Here is a 13,131-nt window from a genome sequence, read left to right on the forward strand (position 1 = left end):
CGACGAGCGCGGCCAAAGCGTCAGCGCCGCCCTGTGCCTGCGATCGATGGTCCGTCGCCAGACGGCCGGTATCAGCGCGGCAGGCTCAATTTCTGCTGTTGCCGCCCCTTGGCGTCGAAATTGGCGGGATCGAGCCAGGCCTCGTAGCCGACCTTCAGATCCGCCCAATCCCGGTCGAGCATGGCGAACCACGCCGTGTCGCGGTTTTCGCCCTTTACCACCATGTGCTGGCGGAAGACGCCCTCGAAACTGAAGCCGAAGCGGCTGGCCGCGCGCTTCGACGGCTCGTTGAGGTCGTTGCATTTCCATTCGAAGCGGCGATAGCCGAGCGTCTCGAAGACGTAGACGGCCGAAAGATAGAGCGCCTCGGTGGCAAGCCGCGTGCCGGCAATCCCCTCGCCCCAGAGGATATTGCCGATCTCGACGACGCCATGATCGGGGGTGATCCGCATCAGCGACTGGCGCCCGCCGGCCCGGCCCGTCGCCCTGTCGACCACCGCCGAGAACAGCGGATCCTTCGACGCGGCGGCCCTTTCCGCCCATTGCCGCATCGCCGGTCGGTCGGCCGGCGCATGTTCGAACAGCCAGCGATGCCTCGCATCGGCATTGGCAGCGACGGCGTCGAAGAGGTCGCCCGCATGCCTCTCCGCGTCGAGGGGCTCGAGCCGGACATAACGTCCTTCGAGAACGGTCCGCTCCGGCAGGCCGGCTGGAACGCGGATCGAAACGGTCTCTGACTGGCTCATCTGTATCTCTCTGCGTGACGCTCTGCACCATGCTCACCTGGCGCGCCGGGGCTGGAGCGCCGTTTGTGCGATTGGACGCAAGAGGGACCCTCCCCCTATCGTCGTGCCCGGCGGGGACCGGTGCCGATCTTCGGGTCAATGCCTCTGGCCGCCCATCGTCGATACCAGCGGTGTCGTCAGCCCGCACACGAAAAAATGTGCCGGCGACACGAAGGTCGCCGGCACATCCGGTTTCTCACATCACGCTGCCGGGAGACCGGGCAGATGCTTCGCCCTCAGGCCGTGACTTCCGCGACGTCGAAGGTCAGCGGCTTGGCGCTGGCGATCGCCTTGTGGGCGCGCACCGCGTCGAGCACCTCCTCCGGCACCGGCGAATCGACATAGAGCAGCGCAATGGCGTCGCCGCCCGGCCGGTTGCGGCCGAGCTGGAAGTTGGCGATGTTGACATTCGCCTGGCCGAAGGTCGTTCCGAGCAGGCCGATGATGCCCGGCGCGTCGTTGTTGGTGGTGTAGACCATGTAGCGGCCGATCTCGGCGTCGAGATTGATCCCCTTGATCTGGATGAAGCGCGGCTTTCCGTCCGAGAAGACGGTGCCGGCGACGTCGCGGGTCTGCTTCTCGGTGGTGATCGTCAGCTTGATATAGGTCTCGAAGACGCCGGACTGGTCGCGCCGCGATTCCGTCACCTGGATGCCGCGCTCCTTCGCCATCACCGGCGCCGAGACCATGTTGACGTCGGGCGTCTGGCTCTTCATCAGCCCGGCGAGCGCCGCCGAGGTGAGCGCCTTGGTGTTCATCGTCGCGACCGTGCCGTCATAGACGATCTCGACCGACTTGATCGGCTCTTCCGTCACCTGGCCGACGAAAGCGCCGAGGCATTCGGCGAGCTTGACGAAGGGGGTGAGGATCGGCGCCTCCTCGGCGGTGATCGACGGCATGTTGATCGCATTCGAGACTGCGCCGCGCAGGAGATAGTCCGACATCTGCTCGGCCACCTGCAGCGCGACGTTCTCCTGGGCCTCGGAGGTCGAGGCGCCGAGATGCGGCGTGCAGACGACGCCCGGCAGGCCGAAGAGGACGCTCTCCTTGGCCGGTTCGGTCTCGAAGACGTCGACGCCGGCGCCCGCCACCTTGCCGCTCTTCAAAGCTTCGGCAAGGTCCGCCTCGACGATCAGGCCGCCCCTGGCGCAGTTGATGATCCTGACGCCGTCCTTCATCTTGGCGATCGCCGCCGCGTTGATGATGCCGCGGGTCTTGTCAGTCATCGGCGTGTGGAGGGTGATGAAGTCGGCGCGCTTGAACAGTTCGTCGAGCTCGACCTTCTCGATGCCGAGCTGGGCGGCCCGCTCGGTCGACAGGAACGGATCGAAGGCGACGACGCGCATCTTCAGGCCGACGCCTCTTGAGGCGACGATCGAGCCGATATTGCCGCAGCCGACGACGCCGAGCGTCTTGCCGGTGATCTCGACGCCCATGAAGCGGTTCTTCTCCCACTTGCCGGCCTGGGTGGAGGCGTCGGCGGCGGGCAGCTCGCGGGCGACGGCGAACATCAGGCCGATGGCGTGTTCGGCGGTGGTGATCGAATTGCCGAAGGGCGTGTTCATCACGATGATACCCTTGCGGCTGGCCGCCGGGATGTCGACGTTGTCGACGCCGATGCCGGCGCGCCCGACGACCTTCAGATTAGTCGCCGCGTCGATGATCTTCTCGGTGACCTTGGTGGCCGAACGGATGGCGAGGCCGTCATAGTTGCCGATGATCTCGAGCAGCTTGTCCTTGTCCTTGCCGAGCTGCGGCTGGAAGTCGACTTCGATGCCGCGGTCCTTGAAGATCTGGACGGCGGTTTCGGAAAGCGCGTCGGAAACGAGAACGCGAGGTGCCATGGGGTTGGTCCTTTACGGTGCGGCGCCGGCGACGTGGCCTGCGCCGTGAGGATGAAAGACGCGGATCTTGGAAGGTTCGTCATCCCGGCCTTGAGCCGGGATCCATTCCAAACCGCAGAACCTGAACTGATCGGGTCGAGGCTCGTCCTCGACCGGACTGCCGCCGAAACGGCGAAGCATGGATCCCGGGTCAAGCCCGGGATGACGAAGCGTTGGGGTTCGGCCAGAGCCCGGAAATGCCGGGCGGACGAGCCGACCGAAGAATTGGATCTCGCAGCGTCGAACTCGGCTCACGCCCGGGATGACGACGCATGAGACCTGATGCGAGCGGCGACCGTCCCGAGCCCCTCATCCTGAGGTGCGAGCGAAGCGAGCCTCGAAGGGCGAGGGGCGGAGCGCCCGTCATCCCTCGCCCGTTGACGCCACCAATGGTGGCACCTCAGGACGAGGGATAAGGAGACGCCGGCCCTCAGGCCGCCTTCTTCAGCTCGCCCTTCTGCGTCTGATAGGCCCAGGCGAGCCAGGGCATCAGCGCTTCGAGGTCGGTGGCCTCGACGGTCGCGCCGCACCAGATCCTGAGGCCGGCCGGAGCGTCGCGATAGGCGCCGATGTCGAGGGCGACGCCCTCCTTCTCGAGCAGCGAGGCGACGCCCTTGGCAAAGGCGTTCTGGGCGTCTTCGCTCTCGGCGACGAGGTCGGGATCGGTGAAGGTCAGGCACACCGAGGTGTTGGAGCGGATCTCCGGCCGCTGGGCGAGGAAACCGATCCAGTCATTGGCGGCGACGAAGTCCTCGATCACCTTCAGATTGGCGTTCGCGCGGGCCTTCAGCGCCTCGAGCCCGCCGATCTGCTTGCCCCAGGCAAGCGCGTCGAGATAGTCCTCGGTCGCCAGCATCGAGGGGGTGTTGATCGTCTCGCCCTTGAAGATGCCCTCGATCAGCTTGCCGCCCTTGGTCATGCGGAAGATCTTCGGCAGCGGCCAGGCCGGGCTGTAGCTCTCCAGCCGCTCGACGGCTCTCGGCGAGAGGATCAGCATGCCGTGGGCCGCCTCGCCGCCCATCACCTTCTGCCAGGAGAAGGTAACGACATCGAGCTTCTGCCAGGGAAGGTCCTGGGCGAAAGCCGCCGAGGTGGCGTCGCAGATGGTGAGGCCAGCGCGATCGGCAGGGATCTTGTCGCCATTCGGCACCTTCACGCCCGACGTCGTGCCGTTCCAGGTGAAGACGACGTCACGGTCGAAGTCGACGTCGGCGAAGTCGACGATCTCGCCATAGGGCGCCTCGAACTTGCGCACGTCGGACAGCTTCAGCTGCTTGACCGCATCGGTCACCCAGCCCGAGCCGAAGGATTCCCAGGCGAGGACGTCGGTGCCGCGCGCCCCGAGCAGCGACCACATCGCCATCTCGACCGCGCCGGTGTCCGACGCCGGCACGATGCCGATCCGATAGTCGGCGGGAACGCCGAGGATTTCGCGGGTTCCGTCGATCGCCTTGGCAAGTTTCGACTTGCCGATCTTGGCGCGATGCGAGCGCCCAAGCGCGGCATCTTCCAGCGCCTGAAGCGACCAGCCGGGTCGTTTCACGCAGGGTCCGGACGAAAAGCGGGGATTGGCCGGACGCAGGTCCGGCTTCAAAGTCTGTGCCATCTTGTAGCTACCCTTTCAGATAGGCGCCTCTCGTTGGGGAGAGGTGTCCCGCCGCGGCTGATAGCTCAAAGCCGACCCCGCCGCAAGCGCCGACCAATGCCGGGCGGCAACCTGCCGCGGCCGCCGGACGGGCGGTATTGCCTGGCACGGCAGGGCTTTGCGGGGTCTCGCCGGACGCTCGCTCGTCACGCGTGACGGCTGCCGCAATTCGCGCAAATGCGACACCGATGTCGCATTCCAGCCGCCGCACGATCATAATTTTCCACTTCGCGGCCAGAAGGTTGCGGCAAACTGGAAAAGGTTCCGCCTGCCCGGAAAAAATCTTCCTCTCGCCGATTTCTGATCATTGTTTGGTCAAATCCGTTGACGACAGAGCGGCCAGCCAAAACCCGACGACATCAGCGAAAGAGACTTGATGAACATCACGAAGACCATCGCCCTGGCGGTTGCCCTTCTCGCAGCGCCGGCGCTCACCCAGGCGCCGCTCGTTTCCGCCGAGGCTTTTGCCGGTGCCAAGCAGGCCCGTGCCGGCAACGCATCCTACTATGGCAAGCGCTTTCACGGACGGCGCACCGCCAATGGCGAACGCTTCAACATGAACGCCATGACCGCCGCCCATAAGTCCCTGCCCTTCGGCACGAAGGTGCGAGTCACCAACCGGCGCAACGGCAAGTCGGTGGTGGTGCGGATCAACGATCGCGGGCCCTATGCCCATGGCCGGGTGATCGACCTGTCGCGGGCGGCCGCCTCCCGCATCGGGATGCTGAACTCCGGCACCGCACCGGTGAAGATCGACGTCCTCTAAGGACCGCCGAAAGAACGAACAGGGGGAGAGACGGCATCGTCGTCTCGATCAGCGAGGGGGATGGGTGAGCAGAGGCTCTCCCACCCAAATTTTTCAGCCAGTTTCATCAAGCCGTTCTGCGGCCAGGCATTTTCCAGCGAGCGCCAGTCCTCTTCGCGCCGCTTCTGCCAGACCGGACTATCGAAATTTTTTTCAGGCCTGCAGCGCCCGCGACGCCGCGCTCGGGCGCCTGTGAGCGCGTCAAAAATCAGCCTCATTTCAAATTTCGCGGGAACCGGAGGCGCCGGGCCCGCCTTTATGTTGCAAGTCGATCGAGCGCGATCATCATGATCATCGAGGAGCAGCCCGTGATTTCGCCAGCATTCAGGTGTGCCGTCATTTCAGCAGCGATCGGCTTTGCGCCGCTTCCGGCGCTCGCTCAAGACAATTCTTCTCAAAAGAGCTTCGAAGTTTCATCACTTCATCTTGCAGACCTGCCAATCCCCACCTCCCGCGAAAAGGCGCTCGGCGAGCCGGTCGAGACCAAGACGGCACCGAAGATCCGGCGCACCTCGAGCGGAATCCGCATGGTCGGCCCGGTCTTCTTCCCCGAAGACCGCAACAAATAATCCGCATTCTCCCCGCAAGTTTCGGCAAGGAGCGACCGCGGCCGATCTCCCGCCGGAACCGCGCCTGCCCCGTTTCCCCTCGGGCAGCCCATCGAAACCGGCGCCACGCAGTGCCGCTTGCGTCCGTCGATTGCCGGGCGCACACTCCCATAGTCTTAAGACTTTCGGCCGGAGGACCCCGGACCCTTTGAAACCGCCAGAATAGGCGGACGGTCCGACGATGGTCAGAAGGGCACCGGCCGATGATCGGCGCGTCTTCTCGCGCCAGCGTCAGTCACCTGGGAGGAAATATGAGCGAGACACTGGAGCGTCCGTCCGAAGCGGCGGCAAATCCCGCACGCGCCAAGGCCGAAGCCTGGCTCAACGACTTCGAGAACGCGCTCGTCGCAAACGACGCCGAAACGGCGGCATCGCTGTTTGCCGCGACGAGCTACTGGCGCGATCTCGTCGCCTTCACCTGGAACGTCAGGACGGTCGAAAACCCCGCAGGCGTCCGCGAGATGCTCTCGGCGGTTCTCTCCAGCGTCAATCCGCGAAACTTCAGGCTGAGTGAAGAGCCGAGCGAGGCCGGCGGTCTCGTCACCGGCTTCTTCACCTTCGAGACCGCCGTCGCCCGCGGCGAAGGGGTCGTTCGGCTGAAGGACGGCAAGGCCTGGACCTTCCTGACGGCGATGACCGAGCTGAAAGGTTTCGAGGAGCCGATGAGCGAGCGCCGCCCGATGGGCGCCGAGCACGGCTCGGATACCCATCGCAGGAGCTGGCTCGAAAAGCGCGAGGAAGAGGCGCGCGATCTCGGCTACGGTACCCAGCCCTACACTGTGATCATCGGCGGCGGCCAGGGCGGTATCGCCCTCGGCGCGCGGCTGCGCCAGCTCGGCGTCCCGACGATCATCGTCGAGAAGAACGACAGGCCGGGCGATTCCTGGCGCAAGCGCTACAAGTCGCTCTGCCTGCACGATCCGGTCTGGTACGACCACCTCCCCTATCTGCAGTTCCCGAAGAACTGGCCGGTGTTTTCGCCGAAGGACAAGATCGGCGACTGGCTGGAAATGTACGCCCGGGTGATGGAGCTGAACTACTGGGCAAAGACGACCGCCAGGAGCGCCCGCTACGACGAGGACAAGGGCGAATGGGAGGTCGTCGTCGAGCGGGACGGCGAGGAAGTCACGCTCCGGCCGAAGGAACTGGTCTTTGCCACCGGCATGTCGGGCAAGCCGAACATTCCCGCCTTTCCCGGGAAGGACCGGTTCAAGGGCGAGCAGCAGCATTCCTCGCAGCATCCCGGCCCCGACGCCTACAGGGGCAAAAAGGTCGTCGTCATCGGCTCGAACAACTCGGCCCACGACATCTGCGCCGCGCTCTACGAAGGCGGTGCCGACGTCACCATGGTGCAGCGCTCGACCACCCATATCGTCCGGTCCGAGCCGCTGATGGAATACGGCCTCGGCGATCTCTATTCCGAGCGGGCGCTGAAATCCGGGATCGACACCCACAAGGCGGACATGATCTTCGCCTCGATCCCCTACAAGATCCTGCACGAGTTCCAGATCCCGATCTACGACAAGATCCGAGAGGTCGACGAAGCCTTCTACGCGGCGCTGGAAAAGGCCGGCTTCCAGCTCGACTGGGGGCCGGACGGCTCCGGCCTCTTCATGAAATACCTCCGGCGGGGCTCAGGCTACTATATCGACGTCGGCGCCTCGCAGCTGATCATCGACGGCAAGATCAAGCTGAAGGCAGGCCAGGTCGAAGAGATCACCGAGACGGGGGTGAGGCTCGCCGACGGCACCGAGCTTCCCGCCGACCTCATCGTCTATGCCACCGGCTACGGCTCGATGAACGGCTGGGTCGCCGATCTCGTCGGCCAGGACGCGGCGGACAAGGTCGGCAAGGTCTGGGGCCTCGGCTCGGAAACGCCGAAGGACCCGGGGCCCTGGGAAGGCGAACAGCGCAACATGTGGAAGCCGACCCAGATCGAGCACCTGTGGTTCCACGGCGGCAATCTCCACCAGTCCAGGCATTATTCGCTCTATCTCGCGCTCCAGCTCAAGGCGCGGATGGAGGGGATCCCGACGCCGGTCTGGGGGTTGCAGCAGACCCACCATCTCGGCCGCTGACCGACGCGGGGCGAGCCTGCCGCGAACTGCCCTGACCACGGGCCGGACGCGGTGGCTGCCTCGCTGCGGATGTCGATTTTCGCATGGCCCGCGAGCCGGCGGAAATTTTCCAGCGATACCCCAGCCTCAAGCCGGTCGAAGAGCGGGCATTTCCGCCTTGAGGAGGAAATGCCCCCACCCATCGCAGCGCCGCTTTCCGCTGTTTCGTGCGGCATGGTGAGGTGAAAGGTTCACCTGCTCTTTCGCTAGTCGAAAGTCGGATACCCCCCTCTGTCCTGCCGGACATCTCCCCCTCAAGGGGGGAGATCGGCTGCGTCAGTGCCGCTCAGCACCCTTTCAACGATCATGCAAACGGCTATCGTCTGTGGAAGGGCAAAGCGTCGATGCAGGAATAATCTCCCCCCTTGAGAGGGAGATGTCCGGCAGGACAGAGGGGGGTGGGCAGGCGCATCCGCTCGCCGGAAAGCGGCAGCCGCGCCTACGCTGCAAATCTGATCCTCGGCCGAGCGGCGAGACGACCCCTGCCAGTGCCCGACGCGTTCGGTCGCTATGCCCACGGCTCACCTTCAGCAATTTCCGGTCGTATTCTTTAAAACCACTCTCTGCGACCGCAGTAGCCTGCCGGCGCGAAAAAGAATCATTGCAGCCTTTGCAACTTTCCCGAGGCCGGGCCGTTCTCTTGGCAACCAACATCTTAGTGAAAAGGAGTACCAGCCATGATCGGTTGGGCTATTACTTTCCTCGTCATCGCCCTGATCGCGGCGGTTCTTGGCTTCGGTGGTATCGCCGGCACCGCGGTCGGCATCGCCAAGATCATCTTCTTCGTGGCGATCGTTCTGTTCGTGCTGTCGCTGATCTTCGGTCGCCGCCGCGCGCTCTGACGCTCAGCTGCTGAACGCTGCTACCAAAGCCGCCTCGTCTTCGAACGGGGCGGCTTTTTTTGCGCAGTGACAACTCCCACGATCCTCAGTCGTCGCGGGCCTCGGCAGATGCCGCCTTTTCCAGGTAATCCTTGGAACGCATCTCGAAGAGGCGCGACACCGTCCGGTCGAATTCGAAGGCCTCGGTGCCGTTCCTCGCACGATAGATCTCGTTCGCCGGTGCCTCGGCAGAGACGACCAGCCGGCGGCCGCAGTCATAGAGCGCATCGACGAGGGTGATGAAGCGCTTGGCCTCGTTGCGCTCGGCCTCGGCCATGACCGGAACGTCCTCCACGACGACGGTGTGGAACCGCCGGGCCAGAGCCAGATAGTCCTGCGCCCCGAGCGGCCGCTTCATCAGGTCGTCGAAGGAGAATCTCGCGGCGCCGTTGCCGGCCCGCGGCACCGGGATCGTCCGGCCCTTGACCGAAAGCGACGCCGTCGTCTCCCTGGCACCGTCGAGAAGCCGCTCCCAGGCGGCGTCGATCCGCCCGTCCGCCCCGGAATCGCTGGTCTCGACATAGATGTCTTCCTCGCCGAGGAAGGCGAGCCGATAGTCCTCCTCGCCGGCGAGCTCGAAGATCTCGGCATGCTGTTTCAGCACCGCGACGAAGGGCAGAAAGAGCGGCCGGTTGAGGCCGTTCGGATAGAGATCGTCCGGCGCGACATTCGACGTCGCGACGAGCACCAGACCCCTGGCGAAAAGCGCCTTGAACAGGCGCGACAGGATCATCGCGTCGGCAATGTCGGTGACGGTGAATTCGTCGAAGCAGAGCAGGCGCGATTCTGCCGCGATGGCTTCCGCGACGGGCGGGATCGGGTCGTCGCCCTTCGCCTCGCCCTTCTTGTGGGCGCGCCGGTGCTCGCCGATCCGCTCGTGCACCTCGCCCATGAAGGCGTGGAAATGCACCCGCCGCTTGGCCGCCACGGAACTCTGGCGGAAGAACATGTCCATCAGCATGGTCTTGCCGCGGCCGACATCGCCGAAGACGTAGAGGCCCTTGACACGCTCCGCCTCGCGCTTCTGGCCGAAAAGCCAGCCAAGCGCGCTCTTCTTCGAGGCGCCAATCTCGGCGGAGAGCCGCCGATCGAGGGCGTCGAGCCGGTCGGCGAGCCGGCGCTGCAGGGGATCGGCCTCGATCTCGCCTGAGGTGATCAGCCGCTCCAAAGCGGAGCGGACCGGGCCCGGCCGCGACTTCGGCTCGACGGTTGCGCTGGGGGCCATCGGTGCTGTCGTTCCCTTTTCACGCGTCGTTCAGTCGCGTCGCAGAAGCCCACCCCGACCGGCAGAGCCTTGCCGCATCGCAGCATTATCGTCCTTCGCGGCGAGACGACAACCATCGCAGGCGAAATGGTCTTTGAGCGCCGCGCGCCCCAACGGACGCACAAATGACGCTCTACCTCCTTGAATCACCCAATCCACGTCTGTCGGCAAGCGTGGTGGCTGGGGCCAAAAAAGAAGCCGCCGGGATCGATCGCCGGCGGCTCCTCTGCTCGTTCCCCGTACCGTCGGCCCATGCGGGCCGAAACGTCAGCGGTAGAGGGTGATGCTCTGGCCGCCGGTGGTCCGCCCCTCGTAGCGGGCATCGCCCGACGAGTTCAAATTGGCGACGTTCGTTCCGGCCGAATCCTTCAGCACCACCTGGCTGCCCGAGACGTCCCAGGCCGAGACGTCGGCGACCTTGCCGGGGCAGCCGCGCGAAGCGGCGCGATAGCCGCCCGACCATTTGGTCAGAGACAGGATGATCTGGCAGTTGCCGCCGTCGGTCGTCACCTTGTAGGCGCCGAGCACGGAATTCCGTGACAGTGCCGGCCGGCTGGCGCTGGCCACCTGGGTATTCTGGTCGGGCGAGGCCGACAGGTCGCCCTGATTGCCACCCGGCGACATCTCCGCGTCGCTGCTCATCGTCTCACCGTTGCCGAAGCCGTCTCCCGGGGGCGGTGGCGGCGGGGGCGGCGGCAGCTGGTTGGCTGCCACCTGGCCGGTCGGAACCGGCGCCAGCGGCGGCGGGCCGTTGTCGGAATAAGGCGACATCGAGCGCGAACAGCCGGCTGCCACAAGCAGCGCGGCCGTCACGGCACCGATCCTGATGGGATGTAGCATCGAAATTCATTCCCCCAATACGATCCGGTCCGGCGGGACCTTCGGATCTTCTTCCTGCCCATAAAGCGGAGGGACTAGGGGCAAGGCAAGGCATCATTGCGTCAAAACCCGGCAGAAATCCGTGATTTGACCCGGCAATCCACGATAACCGCCGCAATTTCGAGGCGGCGGCGATCCTTATTGGCCATCGACGGACCGCTCGCCGAGCTCGGCCGCTCCGGGGACGTCGGAGCTTCGGGACTATTCGTCGATCGTCTTCCTGAAGTCGCCGCTATCCGGGCTCATCGCCCAGAGTTCGCCCGAGGAAATATCCACCCAGGCGCCGTGCAGGGTGATCTGCCCCTCCGCCTCGAGCGCAGCGATGAAGGGAAAGCTGCGCAGATTGCGCAGCGAATAGCGGATGGCGATGCGCTCCAGCGCCGACTGGCGCTCGCGCCCGGTCATCAGCTCGTTGGCGCCGACCGCCTTGGCGGCGGGGTCGAGCAGGCTCATCCACTTGCCGATGAAGTCGCCGGCAGACAGCGGCTCGGCCGAGGGCGACAGCGCGGCGTGGATGCCGCCGCAATTGCCGTGGCCGAGAATGACGATGTGCTCGACCTTCAACGAATTGACGGCAAATTCGAGCGCCGCCGAGGTCGAGTGATATTCGCCGTCAGGCTCGTAGGGCGGGACGAGATTGGCGACGTTGCGCACGACGAAGATGTCGCCCGGTGCGCAGTCGAACAGCGTTTCCGGGGCCGTGCGCGAATCGCAGCAGGCAATTACCATGGTCTTCGGGTGCTGGCCCTCGTCGGCGAGCTGGCGAAACAGCTGGCGCTCGCCGGGCAGGCGCTTTTCGATGAAAGACCGGTAGCCATCAAGCAGATGATCGGGAAGTAGGCTGGACATGGGGTTTCCTTCCAACGTCTTGCTGCATCGCACGCTGGATCTTTCTGCTGGCACAGTCCCGGCAAAATGAAAAGAGGCTGGCCTCTTTCACGCTCCGGTAGGTCAGCCGACACGGCAAGGGCAACCAGATCTCAGGCCGGCTGCTTGGGCTGCGAGCGGCCGAGCCGGCGCATCTGCACCATCGCCATCGGATGCTTCAGGCTGTCGAGATCGGTCTCGATGGTCAGTTCGTCGGCGCCGCGCTTGGCGGTGCGGGCGATGAGCTCGAACACCGTCGCCGTCGTCGACTGCAGCGCCTTTTCGAGCGTCGCCCCGGCAAGGATGCGGGCAAGGAACACCGCCGAGGTGAGATCACCGACGCCCTTCGGCCCGTTCTCCACCAGACGGTGCTCGGCGAGCATGGTCTCGCGGTCGTCGACGAGCAGATTGCCGGTGCCGCCCCTCAGCATCGGAAAGGCCGAGGTGACGACGACCGTGCGCGGCCCGAGCGCGCTCGCCGCCTCGATCAGCTCGCGATTGTCGGTGAGTTCGAGGCCGGTCAAAAATTCCAGCTCGAAGCGGTTGGGCGTCGCGATATCGGCGAGCGGCAGAAGCCGGCCGGAAATCGCCTCGAGCATCTCGCGCGGCTGGTAGAGCCGGCCACCATCGGCGGTCGCCGGATCGCAGAGGACGACGGCCTTCGGGTTCTTCGCGCGCACCGCCTCGATCAGTCTCGCCGCCGGTTCGATCTGGTCGGGCGCGCCGAAATAGCCGGTGAGCACCGCACCGACCTCGCCGAGCCAGGGCGCGGCGGCAAGTTCGGCCATCATCGCGGCGAAGGCTTCCGGCGGCGGCACGATGCGCGTCGCCGGGCCGTGGCCCGGATGCCAGGCGAGCGTCACCGTCGGCACCGACCAGACCGGAAAGCCGAGGGATTCCAGCGCGAAGGCGGCGGCGCGGTTGCCGACGGTGCCACGCACGACGTGGCTGGAGATCGAGATGACGGCCGGCCGGTCGGCCGCGGCAATGCTCTCTTTGGCCATCACGCCTCAGCCCTGAAGAAGTTGACTGGCAAGGAGCAGCGCCAGGACGACGAAGCCGGCGACGCTGGCGATGCGGCCGATTCGGCTGCCGATCACCTCGATCCGGTCCGACTGGTCGACGTCGCGGGCCATGAAGTGATCGCCGGTGCGGGTGAAGATCGCCTGGGTGTGGGCGCCGATCTGCGGATCGGTCTCCTGGCGCACGCGCTCGAGGATCCGCTGGGCTTCGCGCTGGTCTTCGCTTTCGTTGCCGCTCATGGAAATCTTGTCGCCGATCTGACCGCCGAGGGCAACAGGGGCAAAGGTCGACCGCTTCAAGGCGCGCGCGGCCCCTGATGGGCAAGCGCAGGCGCCCGGCGGCGCGGCGCGCCCCGGTTTTCGCCCATGCGATGC

General features: G+C 65.4%; 12 protein-coding genes. 4 read left to right on the forward strand and 8 right to left on the reverse strand.

Annotated elements, in window-relative coordinates:
* Positions 1-71: 71 nt before the first annotated feature.
* The 3 genes from E3C22_RS15720 to E3C22_RS15730 all read right to left on the reverse strand — a co-directional run bounded on the left by E3C22_RS15720 (position 72) and on the right by E3C22_RS15730 (position 4,274).
* Positions 72-746 (reverse strand): GNAT family N-acetyltransferase, encoded by a 675-nt coding sequence (locus E3C22_RS15720; RefSeq protein WP_134762968.1) that lies wholly within the window; start codon positions 744-746, stop codon positions 72-74.
* A 275-nt stretch (positions 747-1,021) separates the two neighbouring features.
* Positions 1,022-2,629 carry a phosphoglycerate dehydrogenase gene (gene serA, locus E3C22_RS15725; protein ID WP_134762969.1) on the reverse strand — a complete coding sequence of 536 codons (1,608 nt, stop codon included), beginning with the start codon at positions 2,627-2,629 and terminating at the stop codon, positions 1,022-1,024.
* A 469-nt stretch (positions 2,630-3,098) separates the two neighbouring features.
* On the reverse strand, positions 3,099-4,274 hold the full coding sequence (locus E3C22_RS15730) for a phosphoserine transaminase (RefSeq protein ID WP_134762970.1): 1,176 nt from the start codon (positions 4,272-4,274) through the stop codon (positions 3,099-3,101).
* Between the two features lie 415 nt (positions 4,275-4,689).
* Between E3C22_RS15730 and E3C22_RS15735 the strand changes: the two genes are divergently transcribed.
* The 4 genes from E3C22_RS15735 to E3C22_RS15755 all read left to right on the forward strand — a co-directional run bounded on the left by E3C22_RS15735 (position 4,690) and on the right by E3C22_RS15755 (position 8,685).
* Positions 4,690-5,079, forward strand: a complete 390-nt coding sequence (locus tag E3C22_RS15735) for a septal ring lytic transglycosylase RlpA family protein (protein ID WP_134762971.1) — start codon at positions 4,690-4,692, stop codon at positions 5,077-5,079.
* 326 nt (positions 5,080-5,405) lie between these two features.
* A complete protein-coding gene (locus E3C22_RS15740) occupies positions 5,406-5,687 on the forward strand; it encodes a hypothetical protein (protein ID WP_134762972.1) in 282 nt (93 codons plus the stop codon).
* Positions 5,688-5,977: 290 nt separating this feature from the next.
* Positions 5,978-7,804 carry an NAD(P)/FAD-dependent oxidoreductase gene (locus tag E3C22_RS15745; protein WP_134762973.1) on the forward strand — a complete coding sequence of 609 codons (1,827 nt, stop codon included), beginning with the start codon at positions 5,978-5,980 and terminating at the stop codon, positions 7,802-7,804.
* A gap of 716 nt (positions 7,805-8,520) precedes the next feature.
* Positions 8,521-8,685: a DUF1328 domain-containing protein gene (locus E3C22_RS15755; protein ID WP_083592076.1), complete on the forward strand. Its 165-nt coding sequence runs from the start codon at positions 8,521-8,523 to the stop codon at positions 8,683-8,685.
* Between the two features lie 85 nt (positions 8,686-8,770).
* Here the strand turns inward: E3C22_RS15755 and zapE are convergent, their stop codons facing one another.
* The 5 genes from zapE to E3C22_RS15780 all read right to left on the reverse strand — a co-directional run bounded on the left by zapE (position 8,771) and on the right by E3C22_RS15780 (position 12,996).
* A complete protein-coding gene (gene zapE / locus E3C22_RS15760; protein ID WP_134762974.1) occupies positions 8,771-9,949 on the reverse strand; it encodes a cell division protein ZapE in 1,179 nt (392 codons plus the stop codon).
* Positions 9,950-10,255: 306 nt separating this feature from the next.
* Entirely contained in the window at positions 10,256-10,828 is a 573-nt protein-coding gene (locus E3C22_RS15765) for a protease inhibitor Inh/omp19 family protein (RefSeq protein WP_134762975.1), read from the reverse strand.
* Between the two features lie 240 nt (positions 10,829-11,068).
* Positions 11,069-11,716, reverse strand: a complete 648-nt coding sequence (locus E3C22_RS15770) for a carbonic anhydrase (protein WP_134762976.1) — start codon at positions 11,714-11,716, stop codon at positions 11,069-11,071.
* 131 nt (positions 11,717-11,847) lie between these two features.
* On the reverse strand, positions 11,848-12,738 hold the full coding sequence (gene pdxY, locus E3C22_RS15775) for a pyridoxal kinase PdxY (protein WP_134762977.1): 891 nt from the start codon (positions 12,736-12,738) through the stop codon (positions 11,848-11,850).
* Positions 12,739-12,744: 6 nt separating this feature from the next.
* Complete coding sequence (locus E3C22_RS15780) at positions 12,745-12,996, reverse strand: hypothetical protein (RefSeq protein WP_134762978.1); 252 nt, start codon at positions 12,994-12,996, stop codon at positions 12,745-12,747.
* Between the last annotated feature and the right edge of the window lie 135 nt (positions 12,997-13,131).

The organism is Jiella endophytica (genome assembly GCF_004519335.1).
GTDB classification, from domain to species: domain Bacteria; phylum Pseudomonadota; class Alphaproteobacteria; order Rhizobiales; family Rhizobiaceae; genus Jiella; species Jiella endophytica.

Bases quoted from the DNA above. Each gene is read 5' to 3' on its own strand.
- pdxY (WP_134762977.1), bottom strand. From the start codon at position 12,738: ATGGCCAAAGAGAGCATTGCCGCGGCCGACCGGCCGGCCGTCATCTCG.
- E3C22_RS15720 (WP_134762968.1), bottom strand. From the start codon at position 746: ATGAGCCAGTCAGAGACCGTTTCGATCCGCGTTCCAGCCGGCCTGCCG.
- E3C22_RS15745 (WP_134762973.1), top strand. From the start codon at position 5,978: ATGAGCGAGACACTGGAGCGTCCGTCCGAAGCGGCGGCAAATCCCGCA.
- E3C22_RS15770 (WP_134762976.1), bottom strand. From the start codon at position 11,716: ATGTCCAGCCTACTTCCCGATCATCTGCTTGATGGCTACCGGTCTTTC.
- E3C22_RS15730 (WP_134762970.1), bottom strand. From the start codon at position 4,274: ATGGCACAGACTTTGAAGCCGGACCTGCGTCCGGCCAATCCCCGCTTT.
- E3C22_RS15735 (WP_134762971.1), top strand. From the start codon at position 4,690: ATGAACATCACGAAGACCATCGCCCTGGCGGTTGCCCTTCTCGCAGCG.
- E3C22_RS15740 (WP_134762972.1), top strand. From the start codon at position 5,406: ATGATCATCGAGGAGCAGCCCGTGATTTCGCCAGCATTCAGGTGTGCC.
- E3C22_RS15780 (WP_134762978.1), bottom strand. From the start codon at position 12,996: ATGAGCGGCAACGAAAGCGAAGACCAGCGCGAAGCCCAGCGGATCCTC.
- E3C22_RS15755 (WP_083592076.1), top strand. From the start codon at position 8,521: ATGATCGGTTGGGCTATTACTTTCCTCGTCATCGCCCTGATCGCGGCG.
- serA (WP_134762969.1), bottom strand. From the start codon at position 2,629: ATGGCACCTCGCGTTCTCGTTTCCGACGCGCTTTCCGAAACCGCCGTC.
- E3C22_RS15765 (WP_134762975.1), bottom strand. From the start codon at position 10,828: ATGCTACATCCCATCAGGATCGGTGCCGTGACGGCCGCGCTGCTTGTG.
- zapE (WP_134762974.1), bottom strand. From the start codon at position 9,949: ATGGCCCCCAGCGCAACCGTCGAGCCGAAGTCGCGGCCGGGCCCGGTC.